This is a genomic window from Streptomyces sp. NBC_01669, from assembly GCF_026339735.1.
In the GTDB taxonomy this organism is placed as follows: domain Bacteria; phylum Actinomycetota; class Actinomycetes; order Streptomycetales; family Streptomycetaceae; genus Streptomyces; species Streptomyces yanii.
Genome location: NZ_JAPEQG010000001.1, coordinates 2648515 through 2670700, shown reverse-complemented (window position 1 = coordinate 2670700; position 22186 = coordinate 2648515). Strand labels below are relative to the sequence as shown.

Annotated in this window: 17 protein-coding genes; 13 read left to right on the top strand and 4 right to left on the bottom strand. The window is 68.2% G+C overall.

The annotated features are described in order from the left end of the window. Window positions 1-115: 115 nt before the first annotated feature. The 5 genes from OG972_RS11635 to OG972_RS11615 all read left to right on the top strand — a co-directional run bounded on the left by OG972_RS11635 (window position 116) and on the right by OG972_RS11615 (window position 8181). On the top strand, window positions 116-1507 hold the full coding sequence (locus OG972_RS11635) for a diaminobutyrate--2-oxoglutarate transaminase family protein (RefSeq protein ID WP_266980773.1): 1392 nt from the start codon (window positions 116-118) through the stop codon (window positions 1505-1507). Window positions 1508-1536: 29 nt separating this feature from the next. Next, complete coding sequence (locus tag OG972_RS11630; RefSeq protein WP_266980771.1) at window positions 1537-3432, top strand: IucA/IucC family siderophore biosynthesis protein; 1896 nt, start codon at window positions 1537-1539, stop codon at window positions 3430-3432. Window positions 3433-3493: 61 nt separating this feature from the next. Then, window positions 3494-4240, top strand: coding sequence for a GNAT family N-acetyltransferase (locus OG972_RS11625; protein WP_266980769.1), 747 nt, complete (start codon window positions 3494-3496; stop codon window positions 4238-4240). A gap of 60 nt (window positions 4241-4300) precedes the next feature. Continuing rightward, on the top strand, window positions 4301-6160 hold the full coding sequence (locus OG972_RS11620) for an IucA/IucC family siderophore biosynthesis protein (protein WP_266980767.1): 1860 nt from the start codon (window positions 4301-4303) through the stop codon (window positions 6158-6160). A 50-nt stretch (window positions 6161-6210) separates the two neighbouring features. Next, window positions 6211-8181: an ATP-dependent DNA helicase gene (locus tag OG972_RS11615; RefSeq protein WP_266980765.1), complete on the top strand. Its 1971-nt coding sequence runs from the start codon at window positions 6211-6213 to the stop codon at window positions 8179-8181. Between the two features lie 117 nt (window positions 8182-8298). Here the strand turns inward: OG972_RS11615 and lexA are convergent, their stop codons facing one another. Continuing rightward, complete coding sequence (gene lexA / locus OG972_RS11610) at window positions 8299-9093, bottom strand: transcriptional repressor LexA (protein WP_266980763.1); 795 nt, start codon at window positions 9091-9093, stop codon at window positions 8299-8301. A 553-nt stretch (window positions 9094-9646) separates the two neighbouring features. Here lexA and nrdR point away from each other — a divergent pair. Both nrdR and OG972_RS11600 read left to right on the top strand, forming a co-directional pair. Next, window positions 9647-10159 (top strand): transcriptional regulator NrdR, encoded by a 513-nt coding sequence (nrdR, locus tag OG972_RS11605; RefSeq protein WP_266980761.1) that lies wholly within the window; start codon window positions 9647-9649, stop codon window positions 10157-10159. Between the two features lie 161 nt (window positions 10160-10320). Then, window positions 10321-13224, top strand: coding sequence for a vitamin B12-dependent ribonucleotide reductase (locus OG972_RS11600; RefSeq protein ID WP_266980759.1), 2904 nt, complete (start codon window positions 10321-10323; stop codon window positions 13222-13224). A gap of 98 nt (window positions 13225-13322) precedes the next feature. Here the strand turns inward: OG972_RS11600 and OG972_RS11595 are convergent, their stop codons facing one another. Further along, window positions 13323-13859 carry a TerD family protein gene (locus OG972_RS11595; RefSeq protein ID WP_266980757.1) on the bottom strand — a complete coding sequence of 179 codons (537 nt, stop codon included), beginning with the start codon at window positions 13857-13859 and terminating at the stop codon, window positions 13323-13325. Window positions 13860-13986: 127 nt separating this feature from the next. Beyond that, window positions 13987-14943: a DUF1152 domain-containing protein gene (locus OG972_RS11590; RefSeq protein ID WP_266990420.1), complete on the bottom strand. Its 957-nt coding sequence runs from the start codon at window positions 14941-14943 to the stop codon at window positions 13987-13989. 89 nt (window positions 14944-15032) lie between these two features. Here OG972_RS11590 and OG972_RS11585 point away from each other — a divergent pair, with 89 nt between their 5' ends. From OG972_RS11585 to OG972_RS11565, 5 genes are all read left to right on the top strand, one after another. Continuing rightward, window positions 15033-15638, top strand: coding sequence for a YdbC family protein (locus OG972_RS11585; RefSeq protein ID WP_266980755.1), 606 nt, complete (start codon window positions 15033-15035; stop codon window positions 15636-15638). A 227-nt stretch (window positions 15639-15865) separates the two neighbouring features. Next, the gene (locus OG972_RS11580; RefSeq protein ID WP_266980753.1) at window positions 15866-16051 is read left to right on the top strand and encodes a hypothetical protein; all 186 of its coding nucleotides are present in this window, start codon (window positions 15866-15868) and stop codon (window positions 16049-16051) included. 9 nt (window positions 16052-16060) lie between these two features. Then, window positions 16061-16720: a histidine phosphatase family protein gene (locus OG972_RS11575; RefSeq protein ID WP_266980751.1), complete on the top strand. Its 660-nt coding sequence runs from the start codon at window positions 16061-16063 to the stop codon at window positions 16718-16720. Between the two features lie 12 nt (window positions 16721-16732). After that, window positions 16733-17644, top strand: coding sequence for an ADP-ribosylglycohydrolase family protein (locus tag OG972_RS11570; RefSeq protein WP_266980749.1), 912 nt, complete (start codon window positions 16733-16735; stop codon window positions 17642-17644). 184 nt (window positions 17645-17828) lie between these two features. Beyond that, entirely contained in the window at window positions 17829-19580 is a 1752-nt protein-coding gene (locus OG972_RS11565; protein WP_266980747.1) for a DUF4153 domain-containing protein, read from the top strand. Window positions 19581-19783: 203 nt separating this feature from the next. Here the strand turns inward: OG972_RS11565 and OG972_RS11560 are convergent, their stop codons facing one another. Beyond that, entirely contained in the window at window positions 19784-21337 is a 1554-nt protein-coding gene (locus tag OG972_RS11560; protein ID WP_266980745.1) for an MFS transporter, read from the bottom strand. A 187-nt stretch (window positions 21338-21524) separates the two neighbouring features. Here OG972_RS11560 and OG972_RS11555 point away from each other — a divergent pair, with 187 nt between their 5' ends. After that, window positions 21525-22151 (top strand): TetR/AcrR family transcriptional regulator, encoded by a 627-nt coding sequence (locus tag OG972_RS11555; RefSeq protein ID WP_266980744.1) that lies wholly within the window; start codon window positions 21525-21527, stop codon window positions 22149-22151. The last annotated feature ends 35 nt before the right edge of the window (window positions 22152-22186 follow it).

Below are 22186 nucleotides of genomic sequence, written 5' to 3'. Positions count from 1 at the left end.
CCCGGCGTCGTTGGTACGTACGAGGGACTTACGGACAGCGTTCATCGCCGCAGTCCGTCCTTGCGGAAACGTAGTGACGTGCAACGCAACTGTGACAGCGGGAGGACCAGAAGCCGTGGCCGTGACCGAACCAGCTCCGGTGGCACCACCCGCGGTGCACGAGGGAATCCTGCGCCGCCAGTCGCTGCGCGAATCGGCCGCTCGCACCTATGCGCGGTCATTGCCGATCGTGCCGGTGCGGGCCCGCGGGCTGACCATCGAAGGTGCGGACGGACGGCGCTATCTCGACTGTCTCTCCGGAGCCGGCACGCTGGCGCTCGGGCACAACCATCCTGTGGTTCTGGAAGCGATCAAGAAGGTCATCGACTCGGGTGCGCCCCTCCATGTCCTCGACCTCGCGACCCCGGTCAAGGACGCCTTCACCACGGAACTGTTCGCCACACTGCCACGGCAGTTCGCCGACAACGCCCGCATCCAGTTCTGCGGACCGGCCGGCACGGACGCCGTCGAGGCGGCCTTCAAACTGGTCCGTGCCGCGACCGGGCGCAGCGGACTCCTGGCCTTCACCGGCGCCTACCACGGGATGACGGCGGGAGCCCTTGCGGCCTCGGGCGGAGCCGAGGACGTCCGCGTGACCCGACTCCCCTTCCCGCTGCAGTACCGGTGCCCGTTCGGTATCGGTGGCGAACGCGGTGCCGACATCGCCGCCCGGTGGACCGAGAGCTTGCTGGACGATCCCAAGGGCGGAGTACCCGCGCCGGCCGGAATGATCCTCGAACCGGTGCAGGGGGAGGGCGGCGTGAACCCCGCCCCCGACGGCTGGATGCGCCGGATGCGTGAGATCACCGCCTCCCGATCCATCCCCCTGATCGCCGACGAGGTCCAGACCGGCGTCGGCCGGACCGGCGCCTTCTGGGCAGTTGAGCACAGCGGGATCACCCCTGATGTGATGGTGCTCTCGAAGGCCATCGGTGGTTCCCTCCCGCTTGCAGTGATCATTTACCGCTCCGAACTGGACACCTGGCAACCGGGCGCCCACGCCGGCACATTCCGCGGCAACCAACTAGCGATGGCCGCCGGCACGGCCACCCTCGCCTATGTGCGCGAGAACCGGCTCGCCGAGCACGCCGCGTCGCTCGGCGCCCGTATGCTCGCCCGCCTCCGCACGCTGGCCACCGACCACCCGTGCATCGGAGACGTCCGCGGACGGGGGCTGATGATCGGGGTCGAACTCGTCGACCCCGAGTCCGCCCCGCTCACCTGCGGTACCGGAGGCGCCCCCGAGGCACCGTCCGATCCGGTCCTCGCCGCCGCTGTCCAGCAGGAATGCCTCCGGCGCGGTCTCATCGTCGAACTCGGCGGACGCCACTCCAGCGTTGTACGCCTACTTCCTCCGCTCACACTCACCGACGAACAGGCAACGGCGGTCGTCGACCGCCTCGCCGATGCCCTGGCAGCTGCTGAACGCTCGCCGCATCGCCGAATCACGACCGGGTCGACCCACTGACCCCGGACACCCTCACAAGAAAGACCGCCGTGAACCCCACCCCCGCGCCCGCGCCCGAGGCCGACGGCGCCCCCGTCGGCCAGCAACGAGGCCAGTCCGTGCTCGTCGGCCGAGTGGCAGTCGAGCAGACGACGGTGCCGCGCCAGATGGCAGCCCTCCATGGCGAGCGGTGTACTCCGCAGGCACCCCCTGCCAGCGCAGGAACGGCCGATCCTCTCGACCACCCGGACCCGCTCCGGGCGGCAGACGCATCAGGCGTCGAGAACCTGCTGCGCTGCTGGGTCCGCGAGAACGATCTGCCCCGACCCGACGGGAACACTCTCCGCATCCCGCTTCCCGCCAGCGGCACCGCCCTGCTCGTCCCCGCCCTCTATTGGTCCGCCACGGGATGGCACCGCTTCGGCCCGCCGAACCTGGAGCACGCGCCCGACGAGGCCCCGACCGCCGATGCCGTCACCGTTGCCGCCCTCCTGGGGCGCGAGGCGGACCGCAACGAAGGCGCCGACATGGTGGCCAGGGTCGCCGACTCCGTACGCCGTACAGCCGGTTTCATCGCCGAGCGACGCCGCGCACCCGCGCCTCCCGCCGACTCGGACCTCTTCCTCACCGCCGAGCAGTCGCTTTTGCTGGGCCATCCCCTGCACCCCAGCCCCAAGAGCCGCGAAGGCATCTCCGAGGCCGAATCCCGGCTCTACTCACCGGAGTTGCACGGATCCTTCCCGCTGCACTGGATGGCTGTGGACCGCTCCTTGCTGGCCACCGATTCCTCCTGGACGGACGGAGGCCGCCCCGTCCCCGCCGAAGACCTCGTCGCCTCCCACGCCGACGGACTGCACGTCCCCGCCAACACGGCACCGATTCCGCTCCACCCCTGGCAGGCACGGGAACTGGGCAGCCGTCCTGACGTCGCGGCCTTGCTCGAAGCCGGTCTTCTCCATGACCTGGGACCGCACGGCGAGCCCTGGCACCCCACCTCCTCCGTCCGTACCGTCCATCGGTCCGGCGCCGACGTCATGCTCAAGCTCTCCCTCGGCGTACGCATCACCAACTCTCGTCGTGAGAATCTCCGCAAGGAACTTCACCGGGGCGTGGAGGTCCACCGGCTGCTCCGCAGTGGACTCGCTGCGCAGTGGCATGCCGTCCACCCCGGCTTCGACGTCGTTCGCGACCCGGCCTGGCTCGCCGTCGACACACCGGGTGGCGAACCCGTCCCCGGCCTCGATGTCATGCTGCGTCACAACCCCTTCGGCCCGCACGACGATGCGGTGTGCGTCGCCGGGCTGACTTCCCCGCGCCCCTGGTCCGACCGGCCAGGCATGCAATCGCGCCTCGCCGACATCGTCTTCCGCCTCGCTGCCTCCACCGGCAGAACCAAGGGAGCGGTCGCCGCCGAGTGGTTCCTGCGCTACCTCGACCGGGTCGTGCGCCCCGTGCTGTGGCTCGATGCCACAGCAGGCGTCGCCCTGGAAGCCCACCAGCAGAACACGCTGGTGCTGCTCGACGCCGCCGGCTGGCCCATCGGGGGCCGGTATCGGGACAACCAGGGCTACTATTTCCGCGAATCGCATCGCCCAGCACTTGAGCAGAGGCTCCCCGGCATCGGAACCGTCAGCGACACCTTCGTCTCCGATGCGGTCACCGACGAGCGCTTCGCTTACTACCTGGGCATCAACAACATCTTCGGTCTGATCGGAGCCTTCGGCGCCGAGCATCTCGCCGATGAACGAGTGCTCATCGCCGGCCTCCGCCGGTTCCTCGGCGGTGTCACCGGCCTCGGCTCCCCGCTTCCCGCGCAGCTGCTGCAGAACCCGCACCTGCGGTGCAAGGCCAACATGCTGACCCGACTGCACGGTCTCGACGAACTCGTCGGCCCCGTCGACACTCAGTCCGTCTATGTCACCATCGCCAACCCCCTGTATGCCTGAAGGAACATGACCACCGCCTGAACCACTGAACTGCCCGAACCGCTGAGAGGAGAGCGTCACTGTGCCTCCCGACGATGCGCACGCCGATGCAGGAACCGGCCCCGCCTCACGGGCGGGTACGGGCGTGGAGGACACCCTGGACCTGAAGCTCTCCGACGAGTTCCTCGCGCTGTTCGGGGAAGACACACCGGCAACAACACCGGCAACACCACTGGCCACCGCCCTGTCCGGCACCTCCGACCTGCTCGACAACCCGGCCGAATGGCGACCGGTCACCACGACCGCTGGAGTGTTCCAACTCGTCCCCGTGCGACTGGACCGCGACCTGTCCGTGATCAGTCGTTGGATGAACGACCCCGCAGTCGCCGCCTTCTGGGAACTCGCAGGGGCCGAAGCCGTCACCGCCACCCATCTACGCCCGCAGCTCGACGGTGACGGACGCAGCGTCCCCTGTCTGGGCGTGCTCTCCGGCATTCCCATGAGCTACTGGGAGATCTATCGTGCGGACCTCGACCCATTGGCGCGCCACTATCCCGTCCGACCGCATGACACCGGAATCCACCTCCTCATCGGCGGCGTGAACAATCGCGGGCGCGGCGTCGGCACCACCCTGCTCCGGGCCGTCTCCGACCTCGTACTCGACAACCGTCCTCTCTGCGCACGCGTCGTGGCGGAACCCGACCTGCGCAACACCCCCTCCGTCTCCGCCTTCCTGAGCGCCGGCTTCCGGTTCTCCGCGGAAGTCGAACTCCCCGACAAGCGAGCCGCCCTGATGGTCCGCGACCGAGCCCATCGTGCCCAGCTGTGAACGACCTGTTGCATTACTTACACCGCTCGAAGCCCATCGGTTCCGTCCCGAGGAGTCCCCGTGCCGAACAATCCTGCGAGCCATGAACCAGCGGAGTCTCCCGCGCTGCTCAGCACTCCAGAACTGAACCGGACGGTCTGGGAACGGGCTGCCGCCCGCCTGCTCGCGAAAATGCTCGGAGAGTTCGCCTACGAGGAAGTCATCGAGCCGGTTCCCAGGGCCGCCGGGAGCGACGCCTACACCCTTGGGCTGGACGACGGCGAAACCCTGAACTTCCGTGCCGGCCGGGGCGTCTACGGCGGCTGGCACGTCGCCCCCGACTCGATGCGCGTCACCGACCGGAACGCGCCCGCGGGTACCGGTCAGGACGAGAACACCGGGACCATCCCGTTCGGCGATCCGCTGCAGTTCCTTGCCCGCGCCCACCGTCTCCTCGAACTCGACGGCGCCACGCTCGGCCACCTCATCCGCGAGATCACCACCACACTTGCCGCCGACGCTCGGCTGGACCACACCGCGTTCACCGCCGTCCGGCTGGCCGAACTCGACTACGCCGAGCTCGAGGGACACCAGACCGGCCATCCGTGGCTCGTCGCCAACAAGGGGCGCCTCGGATTCTCCGCCGCCGACGCCTCCCGCTTCACGCCCGAGGCCCGCAGACCGGTCAGGCTGCCGTGGATCGCCGTGAGCACCCGGATCGCCGGCTACCGAGGTGTGACCCGCCTCGCCACTCCCGAGCAGCTGTACGCGCAGGAACTCGACGCCCCGGTCCGCGAGTCATTCGCCGCCGGGCTCCGCGCCCGCGGCCTCGACCCGGACTCCTACCTCTTTCTTCCCGTGCACCCCTGGCAGTGGGACGAATGGATCGTTCCGCTGTTCGCCCCGGCCATCGCCGACGGCGACATCGTTCCGCTGCACACCGACGAGGACCTACGGCTGCCACAGCAGTCCATCCGTACCTTCGCCAACCTCGGACACCCCGACCGGCACACCGTCAAACTGCCGCTGTCGATCCTCAACACGCTGGTCTGGCGGGGTCTGCCGACCGAGCGGACCCTCGCTGCGCCCGCCGTCACCACCTGGGTGCAGGGCCTGCGCGACCGCGACCCCTTCCTGCGTGACACCTGTGGGGTCATCCTGCTCGGAGAGGTTGCCTCCGTAACGGTCGAGCACCCGCTCTACGACCACCTCCCCGAGACCCCGTACCAGTTCAAGGAAATCCTCGGCGCGATCTGGCGAGAACCGCTCCACCCCCGGCTCGCGCCCGGTGAGCGCGCCCGCACCCTTGCGTCGCTGCTCCACACGGATCCGCACGGCCGCGCCTTCACCGCCGAGCTCGTCGCCCGCTCGGGTCTGACTCCCTCCGTCTGGCTGACCCGGCTCTTCGCCGCACTGCTCCCGCCGCTGCTGCACTTCCTCTACCAGTACGGCACGGTCTTCTCCCCACACGGCGAGAACGCCATCGTGGTCTTCGACGGCCAGGACGTGCCCGTACGGCTGGCGATCAAGGACTTCGTCGACGACGTGAACATCAGCGCCCGGCCGCTGCCGGAGCACGCGACCATGCCGGACGACGTACGCAGCATCCTTCTCACCGAGGAGCCCGGCTTCCTCACCCAGTTCATCCACTCAGGGCTCTTCGTCGGTGTCTTCCGATTCCTGTCCAGGCTGTGCGAGGACCAGCTGGCTGTTCCGGAGGACGAATTCTGGTCACTCGTCCGAGCTGAGATCCTGCGCCACCACGCCCGCTTTCCCGAGCTCAAGGACCGCTTCGAGATGTTCGACATGCTGACGCCGCGCATAGAACGCCTCTGTCTCAACCGCAACCGCCTGTATCGCGACGGCTACCGCGACCGGCCCGAGCGCCCCCACGCCGCCGTCCACGGCACGGTTCCCAACCCACTCCACCCCTCCGTGTGAGTCCTGGAGTGATCCCCGTTGTCAGTGGTGCACCGTAGGCTGGTCACGCTATGACAAAGCCATCCCTCCCCGAGCTTCTGCACGCCGCCGTGACCGCTGTCGGCGGTACGGAGCGGCCTGGTCAGGCCTCCATGGCCGAGGCCGTTGCCGAGGCCGTCGACGACAATTCCCATCTGCTGGTCCAGGCCGGTACCGGCACGGGCAAGTCTCTCGGTTACCTGGTGCCCGCGCTGGCGCACGGGGAGCGCGTCGTGGTCGCCACGGCCACCCTGGCGCTGCAGCGCCAGCTTGTGGAGCGAGACCTTCCGCGTACGGTCGACGCCCTGCATCCGCTGCTGCGCCGTCGACCGCAGTTCGCGATGCTCAAGGGGCGCTCGAACTATCTCTGTCTGCACCGGCTCCACGAAGGTGTCCCGCAGGAGGAGGAAGAGGGACTCTTCGACCAGTTCGAGGCCGCGGCGCCGTCGAGCAAGCTCGGCCAGGATCTGCTGCGGCTGCGGGACTGGTCGGACGAGACCGAGACCGGAGACCGCGACGACCTCACCCCCGGTGTCTCCGACCGGGCCTGGGCGCAGGTCTCCGTCTCTTCCCGGGAGTGCCTGGGCGCCAGCAAGTGCGCGTACGGCGCGGAGTGCTTCGCGGAGATGGCCCGCGAGCGCGCCAAGCTCGCCGATGTCGTCGTCACCAACCATGCGCTCCTCGCCATCGACGCGATCGAGGGGGCCCCGGTGCTCCCGCAGCATGAAGTGCTGATCGTCGACGAGGCCCATGAGCTGGTTTCCCGCGTCACCGGAGTGGCCACCGGAGAACTCACCCCCGGGCAGGTGAACCGGGCCGTGCGCCGTGCGGCGAAGCTGGTCAACGAGAAGGCCGCCGACGCCCTGCAGACCGCGGCGGAGGGCTTCGAGCGGGTGATGGAGCTGGCGCTCCCCGGCCGTCTGGAAGAGATCCCGGAGGACCTCGGCTACGCGCTGATGGCGCTCCGCGACGCTGCTCGCACCGTGATCACGGCCCTGGGGTCCACCCGCGACAAGTCCGTCCAGGACGAGGACGCCGTCCGCAAGCAGGCAATGGCCTCCGTGGAGACGATCCACGGCGTCGCCGAGCGCATCACCCAGGGGTCCGAGTACGACGTCGTCTGGTATGAGCGCCATGACCGCTTCGGCGCATCCGTGCGCGTTGCCCCGCTCTCCGTCTCCGGCCTCCTGCGCGAGAAGCTCTTCGCGGAACGCTCCGTCGTCCTCACCTCCGCCACGCTCAAGCTCGGCGGAGACTTCAACGGTGTGGGCGCGTCCCTGGGCCTGGCCCCCGAGGGCACCGCGGGCGACGACCTCCCGCAGTGGAAGGGGCTCGACGTCGGCTCGCCCTTCGACTACCCGAAGCAGGGCATCCTGTACGTCGCCAAGCACCTGGCCACGCCCGGCCGGGAGGGTTCGCGCACCGACATGCTGGACGAGCTCGCCGAACTGGTGGAGGCCGCCGGCGGGCGCACGCTCGGGCTTTTCTCCTCCATGAGGGCAGCCCAGGCCGCCGCGGAGGAACTGCGTGGCCGGCTCGACAAGCCGATCCTGCTGCAGGGTGAGGAGACGCTGGGTGAGCTGATCAAGAACTTCGCGGCCGACCCCGAGACCTGCCTCTTCGGCACACTCTCGCTCTGGCAGGGCGTCGATGTCCCGGGGGCGAGCTGCCAGTTGGTGATCATGGACCGGATCCCGTTCCCGCGTCCCGACGACCCGCTGATGAGCGCGCGCCAGAAGGCCGTCGAGGAGGCGGGGGGCAATGGGTTCATGGCTGTCGCGGCGACCCATGCCGCACTGCTGATGGCCCAGGGGGCCGGTCGTCTGGTCAGAGCCACAGGCGACAAGGGTGTGGTCGCGGTGCTCGACCCGAGGCTGGCCAATGCCCGGTACGGCAGCTATCTCCGGGCCTCGCTTCCCGACTTCTGGTACACGACGGACCGCAACCAGGCCCGCCGCTCACTCGCGGCCATCGACGCTGCCGCCAAGGCCGACGGGCGGTGATCCGTAAGCCTGCCCGTGCTCCTGCTCATCCTTGAGCGGTCGGTGGCGTCAGCTGCACGGACAGGGCCCCGGGACCGGCGCAGCGGATCCCGGGGCCCTGTCCGTGCAGGTGTCTCTTCACACCCGCCGTAGCACCGCCACGACCTTGCCGAGGATGGTTGCCTCGTCGCCAGGGATCGGCTGGTACGCGGAGTTGTGCGGGAGCAGCCAGACATGGCCATCCTCCCGCTTGAAGCGCTTGACGGTGGCCTCGCCATCCAGCATCGCCGCCACGATGTCGCCGTTCTCCGCTACGGGCTGACGGCGGACGGTGACCCAGTCGCCGTCACAGATCGCCGCCTCGATCATCGAGTCGCCGACGACCTTCAGAACGAACAGCTCGCCGTCCCCGACCAGCTGGCGGGGGAGCGGAAAGACGTCCTCGACCGATTCCTCGGCAAGGATCGGGCCACCGGCTGCGATCCGCCCGACGAGCGGTACGTACGATGCCGCGGGCTTGCCGGTCGTATCGGTCGGCTGCGTACTGGGCTGATCCGAACCACGGACCTCGTACGCCCGGGGCCGGTGCGGGTCGCGGCGCAGGAAGCCCTTGCGCTCCAGGGCCATCAGCTGGTGGGCGACGGAGGACGTGCTGGACAGGCCCACCGCCTGACCGATCTCCCGCATCGATGGCGGGTATCCCCGGCGTTGCACGGAATCCCGGATGACCTCGATCACGCGCCGTTGGCGGTCCGTGAGCCCCGAGCTGTCCGCTCGGATGCCTGGAGGTCGGCCGGGGAGCGAGCGTGCCGGTCGTGCCGGCTCCGGCCCCTCCGTGTTCGTGACTGAGTCATTCATGGCATGCACCGGCTGGAGTCGGCTCTGGGAGCGGTCCTGGGCAGTGATGGTGGCACTGTCTGCGGTGGTGGTCACGTCGGCCCCTCTCGAATGGTCTCCCTAGCTGGACAACGGTAGTAGCTTTCGAAAGGTTGCGCCAAACACACGTTCGAGTGAAAAACGAATAAAAGTCTGTGCCCTGTTCACCGCGGGGTGTATGAGCAGGGTCCGGGCGGGTTTCCAGCTGCGTTCCGGCCCAGGCCCGGGCCGCTTTGCGGCGATCCGACGCCACCGGCAATTCGGACCATGACGGTAGCCTTCGCGGCCGCGCCGCTGCCATGCGGGGTGGTCTTCCGGCGGCCGTTCGGGTCAGGTGGCGGGTGCCCCGCGATCCGTGCGGCCGGGAGTGTCCCGTAACCTCGTGGGCGGCCGCACGTTGCCTGCGGGCCGCCTGGGATGCGCGACACGCGCTAGGGCCAAATGTGCAACCAAACCCAAGATCTAGTGGTTGGATTGTTCCAGCTACCCAGAAGTTGTGGTCTCCGGTCGATCCGGCCGTGGCCATCGCCTATGCTTGTGGCTGCTTCGAAGGTCCCCAACGGGGCCTGAAGAGGCTATTCAGTCGTGCCGTGAAGGAGGGTTCGGAGCCATGCACTGCCCCTTCTGCAGGCACCCCGACAGCCGGGTCGTCGACAGCCGCACCACCGACGACGGTACGTCGATCCGTCGGCGCCGTCAGTGCCCGGACTGCTCCCGCCGTTTCACCACGGTGGAGACCTGCTCGCTGATGGTGGTGAAGCGCAGCGGGGTGACCGAACCCTTCAGCCGCACCAAGGTCATCTCCGGCGTGCGCAAGGCGTGCCAGGGGCGGCCGGTCACCGAGGACGCTCTCGCCAAGCTCGGCCAGCGGGTCGAGGAGGCGGTGCGCGCCACCGGAAGCGCCGAACTGACCACTCACGACGTGGGTCTGGCCATTCTTGGCCCCTTGCAGGAACTCGACCTCGTCGCGTACCTGCGCTTCGCGTCCGTGTACCGGGCGTTCGACACACTTGAAGACTTCGAGGCCGCGATCGTGGAACTCCGCGAGCGACGGTCTCCCGTGGAGGGATGCGGGACCGGCGGGACTCTTGAGGTTCCCGTTCCCGCCGTCGCCGCCGACTGAGCGACACCGGCTGATCGACACAGGGCTGTGAGATCAGCGGCAGGGCGGCTGCAGGAACCTGCTCCGGGCGCTGTGCGCGGCATCCGAAGCATCAGACACACACTGTGCCCCGGGAAGTTCTGGGCACTTCAGGGCGTTTTTGCCCACATATGGGAGGCGGCATGACAGAGACGGCGAGCGGCCCGGCACGAGGTTCCCGAGCCAAGGGATCCAAGTCGACTGCGACGAAGCAGGGCCTGCGTATCGAGCGCATCCACACCACCCCCGGCGTGCATCCGTACGACGAGGTGGCGTGGGAGCGTCGTGACGTCGTCATGACCAACTGGCGCGACGGCTCGATCAACTTCGAGCAGCGTGGCGTCGAGTTCCCCGACTTCTGGTCGGTGAACGCGGTCAACATCGTCACCAGCAAGTACTTCCGCGGTGCTGTCGGCACGCCGCAGCGCGAGACCGGTCTGCGACAGCTGATCGACCGGATCGTGAAGACGTATCGGAAGGCGGGCGAGGACTACAACTACTTCGCCTCTCCGGCCGACGCCGAGATCTTCGAGCACGAGCTGGCGTACGCACTCCTGCACCAGATCTTCAGCTTCAACTCGCCGGTCTGGTTCAACGTCGGCACGCCCCAGCCGCAGCAGGTCTCCGCCTGCTTCATCCTGGCCGTCGACGACTCCATGGAGTCGATCCTCGACTGGTACAAGGAAGAGGGCATGATCTTCAAGGGCGGCTCCGGCGCCGGCCTGAACCTCTCCCGCATCCGCTCCTCCAAGGAGCTGCTGTCCTCCGGCGGCAACGCCTCCGGTCCCGTCTCCTTCATGCGAGGCGCCGACGCGTCGGCCGGAACGATCAAGTCCGGTGGCGCCACCCGCCGTGCGGCCAAGATGGTCATTCTCGATGTCGACCACCCCGACATCGAAAACTTCATCGAGACCAAGGTCAAGGAGGAGGAGAAGATCCGCGCCCTGCGCGACGCGGGCTTCGACATGGACCTGGGCGGCGACGACATCACGTCCGTCCAGTACCAGAACGCCAACAACTCGGTCCGCGTGAACGACGAGTTCATGAAGGCCGTCGAGTCCGGCGGGAAGTTCGGGCTGCGCGCCCGGATGACCGGTGACGTCATCGAAGAGGTCGAGGCCAAGTCCCTCTTCCGCAAGATGGCTGAGGCCGCCTGGGCCTGCGCCGACCCGGGTATCCAGTACGACGACACGATCAACCAGTGGCACACCTGCCCCGAGTCCGGCCGGATCAACGGCTCGAACCCGTGCAGCGAGTACATGCACCTGGACAACACGTCGTGCAACCTGGCCTCGCTGAACCTGATGAAGTTCCTCAAGGACGACGGCAAGGGCCACCAGTCCTTCGAGTCCGAGCGCTTCGCCAAGGTCGTCGAGCTCGTCATCACCGCGATGGACATCTCCATCTGCTTCGCCGACTTCCCGACCCAGAAGATCGGCGAGAACACCCGCGCCTTCCGTCAGCTGGGTATCGGCTACGCGAACCTCGGCGCCCTGCTGATGGCGACCGGCCACGCGTACGACAGCGACGGCGGCCGCGCCCTCGCCGGTGCCATCACCTCGCTGATGACCGGCACCTCGTACAGGCGCTCCGCCGAGCTCGCTGCGGTCGTCGGCCCGTACGACGGCTACGCCCGCAACGCCGAGCCGCACCAGCGCGTCATGAGGCAGCACGCCGACGCCAACGCCGCGGCCGTCCACATGGACGACCTGGACAACCCGATCTGGGCCGCCGCCACGGAGGCCTGGCAGGACGTCATCCGCCTCGGCGCGAAGAACGGTTTCCGCAACGCGCAGGCCTCGGTCATCGCGCCCACCGGCACCATCGGTCTCGCGATGTCCTGCGACACCACCGGCCTCGAGCCCGACCTGGCCCTGGTCAAGTTCAAGAAGCTGGTCGGCGGCGGCTCGATGCAGATCGTCAACGGCACCGTTCCGCAGGCTCTGCGCCGCCTGGGCTACCAGGAGGAGCAGATCGAGGCGATCGTCGCCCACATCGCCGAGCACGGCAATGTGATCGACGCCCCCGGTCTGAAGGCCGAGCACTACGAGGTCTTCGACTGCGCGATGGGCGAGCGTTCCATCTCCGCGATGGGTCACGTGCGCATGATGGCGGCCATCCAGCCGTGGATCTCCGGCGCGCTCTCCAAGACGGTGAACCTGCCGGAGACGGCCACTGTCGAGGACGTCGAGGAGGTCTACTTCGAGGCGTGGAAGATGGGTGTCAAGGCGCTCGCCATCTACCGCGACAACTGCAAGGTCGGCCAGCCCCTCTCCGCGAAGACCAAGGAGAAGGAGAAGGCCGAGGTCACGGCCAAGGCCGAGGAGACCATCCGTAGCGCGGTCGAGAAGGTCGTCGAGTACCGACCGGTCCGCAAGCGTCTCCCCAAGGGCCGTCCCGGCATCACCACCTCCTTCACGGTGGGCGGCGCCGAGGGCTACATGACCGCCAATTCCTACCCGGACGACGGTCTTGGTGAGGTCTTCCTGAAGATGTCCAAGCAGGGTTCCACCCTCGCCGGCATGATGGACGCCTTCTCCATCGCCGTCTCGGTCGGTCTGCAGTACGGCGTCCCGCTGGAGACGTACGTCTCGAAGTTCACCAACATGCGCTTCGAGCCGGCCGGCATGACGGACGACCCGGATGTGCGGATGGCGCAGTCGATCGTCGACTACATCTTCCGCCGCCTGGCGCTGGACTTCCTGCCCTTCGAGACCCGCTCGGCACTCGGCATCCACTCGGCCGAGGAGCGTCAGCGCCACCTCGACACCGGTTCGTACGAGCCGTCTCTCGAGGACGACGAGCTGGACGTCGAGGGCCTTGCCCAGTCCGCCCCGCTCCGGACGGAGCCGCTGAAGGCGGTGGCCGCTCCGCAGGAGGCGGAGATGCCCGCTCCGAGGACGGCGCACACCTCGGCGGAACTCGTCGAGATGCAGCTGGGCATCAGCGCGGACGCGCCGCTCTGCTTCTCCTGCGGTACGAAGATGCAGCGCGCCGGGTCCTGCTACATCTGCGAGGGCTGCGGCTCGACCAGCGGCTGCAGCTGATCCAGAGCCCAGTAGGGGCATGAAGCACCGGTCAGGGCGGTGGAGTCGGTCTCTCGACTCCACCGCCCTCGGCGTCCGTCCTGCCGGGGCTCGAGCTGTCAGATGCCCGGCTTGTGGCTTCCCATGATCGCGGCGTACGAACCGGGGTCGCCGTCGAAGCCCTGGACCGTTCCGTGGAACGTCCAGACGCCCGATCCGTCCCGGACGAACTCGGCCACGGTCGCCGCGGTGGCGGTGGCGACCCCGGAGAAGTCGTCCTCCGCCAGGTTCGTGTAGCCCTCGCGAATCTGCACGCCGGTATTGGCTATGTCGCCGAACGTCTTCCGGCCGTCGCGCTGCTGAATGACCACTCCGACCACGACCCGGGTGTACGCGGTCGACAGCCGTTCCAGTTCCAGAGTCATCACCTCGTCGAAACCGAGACCCTGGCCGGTCCTGCTGTCGCGGTTCAGCGTGATGGTGCCGTCCGGCGAGCGGCTGTCGAAGTGCACGAGATACGAGGGGCTGCCGGACGGTTCGTCCGCCCGGTAGGTCGCCGCAATGATGTCGAGGTCGTGAGCGGGCGCACCCGGCGAACTCGGGTCCCACTTGAGCCTGACCTCGACCTTTTCGATGTCCTTGTTGGGAGTGCTCATCGGGCTTCCCTCCTTGCCGCTGGGCCGTCGGACCGGTCGTACCACCTGATCATGTCCGTAACTGCCCCCGGAGCCAACCGGCTTGGGCGCGGGTGACGGAATCGGGCCATTGTTGTTCCCGGCCCGTTCAGTGCGGGATGCGGCGCGGTGGACGCGGGCTGATCTCTTCGCGGAAGAGCTCGATCGCGCTGCTGACCTGCCGCATCAGGTGGGTGTTCTCGATGCGGCCGAGATAGAGACAGTGGCGCGCCAGCCCTTCCAGCTCGAAGGCGAAGCAGAGGGTCATCAGCGGGTTGATGAACAGCTCACTGCCACGGGTGCGTGACGTGAACTGGACTTCCCCGAAAGCGCCCTGGACCGCCGCGGCGATCGATCCGTTGACGATGCTCGGATGCTGGGGCGTGTGCTCCTGGGCGTGTGCCACCGCGTCGACGAAGAGGGCGCCCTCGCGCGTCGTACGGGAGACGGAGAATGCGCCGAGACAGGCACCGTCGCGTTCGAGAGCGGCGATGTTCTCCAGGACGAGTCCGTGGCTCACCCCGTGGTACGCGTCGATTCCGAAGCCGACGGAGACGACCAGGCGCTCCGATACGTCGATTCCGGCGAGTGCGGCGACGCTGGTCAGGTCCTCCTCCGGGGTGCCGAGCCCGGTTTCGTCGCCGCGCATCAGGATGTCCGTACCGCCGTCGACGAGGACGACCGCATCGATGTCGTACCGCTCGATCAGCGCCCGGTAGGCGGCGCGCAGTGGCTGCACTCCCACCCGGGTGAAGGCGTGCACGGTGCTCGGGTAGTGGTGAAGATCGAGCCACTGGGCGAGGGTGCGTTCCGGGAAGTACGCCTGATGGAGGGCCGTTTCGGGGGTGATGACTGCGACGTCCGGTGCCAGCCAGGCGTCGAGGGGAAGCCCTTCGAGCGCGCTGAACGACAGATTGGCGAGCCGGACGTCCTTGCCCTGATGGAGCAGGGAGAGCGCCACCGGCAGGCCCGCGTAGATATCGAAGCCGCCACCCGCCCCGGCTACGAGGATGCGCTCGGCCGATTCGAGGCGCGCGAACAGAGGGTTGGCGTGGAAGGCCGTCATGGAGATCATTCTCCGGTCCGTGTTGACCGGTTCGGGTGCACTCCGGCAGAGCGTGACCCGCGCCACGTTCGGCGCCGTACGATGGCGCGGTGCTGGTCAAGTGGATTCGCTGCACCGTGATGGATCGTCGTGGCTTCGAGCGTGGGCAGCGAAAGTGGGCGGAGCTGCTCGGTGAGCCGGGGTTCAGGGGACAGGGAGGCGGATGGAGCCGGTGCCGACCGGAGGTTGCCCATGTGTTCGCGTTCTGGGAGAACCGGGTCTTCTACGACTCCTTCATGGCGCGTGCGCATGACCAGTTGGCTGCGGCGCAGTCCGGAACGTACAGCGACATCCAGGTCAAACTGTTCGAGTGCCGCTTCGACGTGAAGACCGGCTTCGAGCCACATTTCACTGATGCGGACGTGGTCAGAGTGGCACACAGCACCGTGCACGAGGACCGTGTGGAGCATTTCGCGCTGATGCAGCAGCGGGTGTGGAATCCGGCGATGGCCGGATCGCCCGGAATGCTGCGCGGCGTGTTCGGCGAAGCGCCGGGGCACGAGTTCCTCGTGCTGTCGATGTGGAATTCGAGCGCTGAGCGGGGCAAGTACCGGCCGGGGAGCCTCGAACGCCTTTCGCACCGGGCGCAGACCGAGGACGATGTGGCGGCTCTGGCGGGGGACGTCGTGCAGCTCGAGCCCTCCTGGACGGTCTGAGCCGACGGCACCCGGGGCCGTTCCGCTCGTGATCAGCCGGGTCCTGCCGCGGTGCGGCGAGTGCTGAACGACGTGCCGGGGCGGCAGCCTGGGCTGCGTCGGCGAGCCGGTCGGCGATGTCTCCGACAACGGGCTGTTCCGCGTCCAGGACCTGCGGGTACCCGGCAGATCGCCCTCCGTGGGCAGCGCAGGCGGTTCGGGCTCGGCCGTCCGCAGGTCCGGCCCCCGTGGATCTGCTGCTGCTCGACGCGCCCGTGAACCACGTGGCGCTCGGGCCGGTGCGGGAGCTGAAGAAGAGCCCTGTCTCTCCGGCCGGGGCGTTGGTGGTCTCCCGACCGGCTCTGCGGCGCCGTTTCACCGGCGACATACATCGGACGGGGTCCGGACAGCTAAATGAGCTGGAATCGATCTAGGGTCTGTACATGGCACGACCGCAGCGCATTGTCCTCGTCCGGCACGGCGAGTCCGAGGGCAATGCCGATGACACGGTGTACGAGCGCGAGCCCGACCATGCATTGCGGCTCACCGCGACGGGTTTGCGGCAGGCCAGGGAGACCGGGGCACAGCTGCGCGAACTCTTCGGCCGGGAGCGGGTCAGCGTGTACGTCTCGCCCTACCGCCGCACGCACGAGACCTTCAGGTCCTTCGGCCTCGACCTGGAGCGGGTGCGGGTGCGGGAGGAGCCAAGGCTGCGTGAACAGGACTGGGGAAACTGGCAGGACCGCGAGGACGTAAGACTGCAGAAGGCTTACCGGGATGCCTACGGGCACTTCTTCTACCGCTTCGCGCAGGGGGAGTCCGGCGCCGACGTGTACGACCGGGTCGGAGCATTTCTGGAGAGTCTGCACCGGAGCTTCGAAGCCCCCGACCATCCGCCCAACGTTCTGCTCGTCACCCATGGACTGACGATGCGGTTGTTCTGCATGCGTTGGTTCCACTGGACGGTGGCCGAATTCGAGTCACTGTCCAATCCCGGCAACGGGGACAAGCGGACGCTGATACTCGGCGAGGACGGCCGCTACACACTTGACCGGCCGTTCGAGCGGTGGCGCACCCCTGAGCCCTACGGCATCACCGGATAGAGTGGAAGGGCGATGACCGCTGACTCCGCTACCGCCACACGCTTCGAGCGCGCCCTGGCCAGCCTGCGCGGGCTGGCCGTGGGAGACGCCCTGGGATCCCAGTTCTTTGTGCCCGTCAACTATCCGCTCCTGAAACAGCGCGCATTGCCGCCCGGACCCTGGCAATGGACCGATGACACGGAGATGGCCTGTTCGGTCCTGGCCGTGCTTGTCGGGCACGACCGTATCGACCAGGACGCGCTCGCCCACTCCTTCGCCGACCATCACGACTTCGACCGGGGATACGGCCCCGCCGTGAACCGGATGCTCCGACTGATCCGGGAGGGCGGCGACTGGCGCGAGTTGGCGTCGGCGCTTTTCAACGGTCAGGGCTCCTGGGGTAACGGTTCATCGATGCGCATCGCCCCCCTCGGCGCCTGGTACGCGGACGACCCCGAGCAGGCCACGCACCAGGCGGAGATCTCCTCGTACACCACGCATCAGCACCGGGAGGCCGTCGTGGGTGCGATGGCCGTGGCGGCGGCCGCCTCGCTCGCAGCCGCGCCCGGGGGGCCACCGACCCCTGAGGATCTCCTTGACGGCGTGGTCGCGCTCGTACCGCGCAGCGCGGTGGGTGCCGGGCTGCGCCGGGCCCGCGACATGCTCGACTACAGCGATGCCGGGACTGTGGCCGCGGTTCTGGGCAACGGGCGCCGTACCAGTGCACATGACACGGTGCCGTTCGCTCTCTGGTCTGCGGCGCGGAGCCTCGGCGACTTCGAGAAGGCGTTCTGGGTGACCGCTCAGGCGGGCGGGGACGTGGACACGACCTGCGCGATCGTCGGTGGGGTCGTCGCGGCGGGCAAGGCGGGCGCACCGCCGGCCGACTGGTCGGCGCAGGCGGAAGAGCTGCCGGACTGGCTTCCCCACCCTGGCCGCAGCTGAGACGGGCCGACTGTCACGGTACTGACACATCCCTGCCGCGGGCGCCTGCGAGCGGTAGCAGGGGGCTAATCTTTCGGCCACGCCGCCCGCGATGATCATCATGACGGGCGTGTGCCGAATGAGATGCCGGGTTGCTCACACTGTTCAGCTGTCGTGTGAGCGGACCTCGGTGGGGAGGGGTCCCATGCCCGATCACGCGTCAGAATCAGCCGCCCAGCCGGAGGCGCCCGAGCCGCCGCGTACGTCGGAACCGTCTCGCGCGGCGGAGTCGGATCCGGCGGAGGAGCCGACGGAGCGACCGGAGCCGTCCGAGGCGCCGGCGTCCCGGGACGCCGTTCCGCAGGCGCCGAAGGTCCCGGCGTATGCGCCTCAAGGGTGGCAACCGCAGCAGCCCAACCCATGGCAGAGCAGTCGGCAGACAGCCGGTACGCTGTCGCGGCTGCGCCCGGCCCGCCCGGCCGCCATTCGTAACGCCACGCTCTGGGCGGCTGTCGCCACCGGGCTCCTCAGCGCGTTGTTGCTCGGTGACGGACTCGGCCCGAACCTGCTGATCGTGGCAGTCCCCGCCGCACTCGCGGCCTGCTTCGCCGCGCAGGCAGCGGGCCGTCGGCTCCGGTCCTGGTCCGCAGTCTGGGCGGTCGGCGGCCTTGCTCTGCTCGCGGTCCCGGCGCTCAGGGACGCGGGCTGGCCCGCCTTCCTCGCCGTTGTGTCGGCCGTCGCGCTGGGCTCGCTGACGCTGCATGGCAGCCGTAGCTGGCTCGGCGTTTTCCTCGGTTCGGTGGGCCTCTTCTCCTCCGTGGCCGGGGGACTGAGGTGGGGAGTGAGTGGTGTTCGCGACCGTATGACCGGTTCCCGCGGTCGGTGGGGTGTCGTGTTCCGTTCCACTGTGGTGGCGATCGGCCTGCTCATCGTCTTCGGAACGCTCTTCGCCAGCGCGGACGCCGCGTTCGCCGATGTGCTCGGCAACCTGATTCCCGACGTATCGCTGGGCGATGCCCCGTGGCGGTTCTTCCTGTTCGCGGTTGGTCTGGTCGGTGCGCTCACCGCCGCATACACCGCCGCCGCCCCGGTGCGCTGGGACGACATCACCGTGCGGGACGGGAAGCCCCGCGGGCGCCTGGAGTGGGCGCTGCCGCTCATCGTGCTGAATCTGCTTTTCGCCGTCTTCATCGCCATCCAGCTCACCGTGCTGCTCGGCGGGTACGACAAGGTGATGGCCGAGACCGATCTCAGCTACTCCGCATACGCCCGCCAGGGCTTCTGGCAGCTGCTGTGGGCGACCCTGCTCACCCTCCTGGTCATCGCGCTCGCGCTGCGCTGGGCACCGCGCGGGCACTCGCGCGACCGCACGCTCGTACGGACCGTCCTCGGCGCGCTCTGCTTCCTCACTCTCGTGGTGGTCGCCTCTGCGCTGCGGCGCATGGACCTGTACGTCGATGCCTACGGCCTGACCCGGCTGCGCATATCCGTGGCTGCGGTGGAACTCTGGCTGGGTGTGGTGCTCATCCTGATCATGGCGGCGGGTGTGTTCGGCGCCCGTATGCTGCCGCGCGCCGTGGCGGCGAGCGCCGCCGCCGCCGTGCTCACGTTCGGTCTGGTCTCGCCCGACGGGCTGATCGCGGAACAGAACGTGCAGCGTTACCGCAGCCATCACACCATCGACATCGACTACCTCCGGGGCCTCTCGGCCGACGCCGTACCGGCTCTCGACAGGCTTCCCGAACCGCTGCGGTCCTGCGCCCTCAACGAGATCCAGCACACGCTCCGTGCGTCCGATGCACCGTGGTACGCCACCAGTTGGGGCGAGGCGCGGGCACGCGACATTCTGGAGAAGCGGAGCGCGAATGCCCTTGTGACGGACTGCCGGGGGCCGGGGAGCGAGGGCGACAGCGAGCGCAGCGGTTACGAGGGCGACGACTCCTACGACCCGTACTGACCCCTGACCGCCCCGGACCGACCCGTACTCATCCCGCATTGCGTGGCACGCACTGTGCCGGGGGCCGGTCCGAGTCCTACCGGGCGATCCGGACAGGTGCAGGACGTACCCTTCGCGGTACGTCCTGCACCTGCGCCGACGGGCGCTTCCTCGCCGATACGCCCTGCTGATCGGGCGCCTGTGGCGACACGCGTCGTGCTGCGTTATGCGCCAGGTCCTCCTGCGGAGGCCTTGCCGCTCAGCGCGTCCAAGTCGCTCTTGCGCACCCGGATCACCAGCACCGCAGTCAGCAGGGCGACGGCCGCCATCGCCACCGCTGCCGTGAAGGCAGTCGAAATGCCCTGGGTGAGCACTTCATGTCCCCACGGTGCAGGCAGTTCCTGCGACTTGGCGAACGTCGCCTTTTGCTCCGGTGTCGCCTGCGCCATGAACGACGGAATCTGCTTCTCCGCCTCGTTGCGGCTCGCTGTGCCGAAGACGGTGACCAGAATCGAGAGGCCCAGCGAACCGCCCACCTGCTGGCTGGCATTGAGCAGTCCGGACGCCGCGCCCGCCTCGTGCTGGGCGACTCCGGATACCGCGGTCAGGGTCAGAGTGACGAAGTTCAGCCCCATGCCGAAGCCGAACAGGACCATCGGCCCCAATACGCCGCTCACGTACGAGCTGTCGGGGGAGATCAGCGTCTGCCAGAACAGGCCGATCCCGGTGAGCGTCGATCCGGCGATCATGAACGGCTTGGGGCCGAGGACAGGCAACAGCCGCTGCGACAGCCCTGCCCCTATGGCGATCGCGACCGTCACGGGGAGGAAGGCCAGCCCTGATTCGACGGGGCTGTAGCCCAGCACGTTCTGCACGAACAACACGATGAAGAAGAACATGCCGAGCATGGCGGCGGCCAGGCTGAGCATGATGAGGTACGTCCCCGACCGGTTGCGGTCGGCGAACATTTTCAGCGGCGTGATCGGTTCCTTCGCCCGCATTTCGATGAGGACGAATGCGGCCAGCAGTACGACCGCGGCGGCGAAGGATGCCACGGTGAAGGAGTCCCGCCAGCCCTCCTCGGAGGCCCGGATGAATCCGTACACCAGCGAGGCCATGCCAAGGGTCGACGTCAGAGCCCCGGAGATGTCGAAGCGGCCCGGGTGCCTCTCGGACTCGCTGATGTACAGCGGTGCCAGCATCGCGATCAGCACACCGATCGGTGCGTTGACGAAGAAGACCCAACGCCAGTCGAGCCATTCGGTGAGCATCCCACCTGCCAGCAGGCCGATCGCGCCACCGCCCGCCGAGACTGCGGCAAAGACCCCGAAGGCGCGGTTCCGCTCGGGTCCTTCGGGGAACGTGGTGGTGATCAGGGCCAGCGATGTCGGCGAGGCGATGGCGCCGCCGACACCCTGGAGGGCCCGGGCCACGAGCAACTGCCAGGGTTCCTGTGCCAGTCCGCCCAGCAGGGAGGCCAGGGTGAAGACCAGAATGCCGATGATGAAGACCCGACGGCGGCCGAGGATGTCACCCGCCCTGCCGCCGAGGAGGAGCAGTCCGCCGAAGGTGAGCGTGTATGCGCTGAGAACCCACGACAGATCGGTGGTGGAGAAGCTGAGCGCGTCCTGAATGTGTGGAAGCGCGATGTTGACGATCGTGGCATCGAGCACAACCATCAGCTGACATGCGGCGATGACTGTGAGGGCGATCCCCCGTCGCCCCTGCTGTCGGGCGGCGCCCGGCGGACTCTGTGCTTCTAACTGAGAGGTTGTCACTATGGATCCCCCACAAGTGAGTTAGTGAACGAGTGCGTTCACTGTCTCGTCAACGGTAGTGAGTCCCCTTCAGTGAACGCAAGCGTTCACTGAATGTGCCGGTGACGGGATGCGCCCGCACATCGCCGGGACGGGATCTGCTCAGTCCCGCTTCGACGTCCCCACCCGTCTCGATGGAGAGAAGCTGATGGATACTTCGCACTCGGCGGCCGCCGCTCGGCCGTCGGTGGTGTCGCTGCGCCGCCGTGGTCCCGTACTGGAACGCGCGATTCTCGATGCCGCGCTGGAACAGCTGAGCACCGTGGGCTGGAACGGGCTGACGATGGAGGGTGTCGCCGCCGGCGCCCAGACGGGGAAAGCAGCGGTCTACCGGCGATGGCCCTCGAAGGAAGATCTGGTGGCGGAGGCGCTGCGGGCGGCGCTGCCCCCGGTCGGTGAGGCGCCCGACTGCGGCAGCATTCGCGAAGATCTCTACGAGTTGGGCCGACGGCTGCGCGACGCCATGCTCTCCACGCCCGGAACCGCCCTGCTTTCCGTGCTTCACGAGTGCGATTCGAGCGCTTCCGGCCGCTTCCAGGCCGTGATCTTCCAAGGTGTGATCCAGCCCTCCACCGAGCTCTTTCGGAAGGTTGTGAGCCGGGGTGTCGAGCGGGGTGACGTCCGCTCCGATGCGACGAGCGACCTGGCCCTGGACGTGATCCCCGCGATGATGATGTACCGCAGCAAGGTGTGCGGCAGCGAATGGCCGGATGCGTACATCGCCGAATTGATCGATCAGATCATGGTGCCGCTGCTCCGGCCTTCCGGCAGCTGAGTGCAACCGGTGGCAGCCGGACCGTGAGCGTTCCG

Excerpts from the sequence above, each read along its gene's own strand:
- OG972_RS11615 (WP_266980765.1), top strand. The coding sequence starts at position 6,211 with ATGACAAAGCCATCCCTCCCCGAGCTTCTGCACGCCGCCGTGACCGCT.
- nrdR (WP_266980761.1), top strand. The coding sequence starts at position 9,647 with ATGCACTGCCCCTTCTGCAGGCACCCCGACAGCCGGGTCGTCGACAGC.
- OG972_RS11600 (WP_266980759.1), top strand. The coding sequence starts at position 10,321 with ATGACAGAGACGGCGAGCGGCCCGGCACGAGGTTCCCGAGCCAAGGGA.
- OG972_RS11595 (WP_266980757.1), bottom strand. The coding sequence starts at position 13,859 with ATGAGCACTCCCAACAAGGACATCGAAAAGGTCGAGGTCAGGCTCAAG.
- OG972_RS11590 (WP_266990420.1), bottom strand. The coding sequence starts at position 14,943 with ATGACGGCCTTCCACGCCAACCCTCTGTTCGCGCGCCTCGAATCGGCC.
- OG972_RS11575 (WP_266980751.1), top strand. The coding sequence starts at position 16,061 with ATGGCACGACCGCAGCGCATTGTCCTCGTCCGGCACGGCGAGTCCGAG.
- OG972_RS11570 (WP_266980749.1), top strand. The coding sequence starts at position 16,733 with ATGACCGCTGACTCCGCTACCGCCACACGCTTCGAGCGCGCCCTGGCC.
- OG972_RS11565 (WP_266980747.1), top strand. The coding sequence starts at position 17,829 with ATGCCCGATCACGCGTCAGAATCAGCCGCCCAGCCGGAGGCGCCCGAG.
- OG972_RS11555 (WP_266980744.1), top strand. The coding sequence starts at position 21,525 with ATGGATACTTCGCACTCGGCGGCCGCCGCTCGGCCGTCGGTGGTGTCG.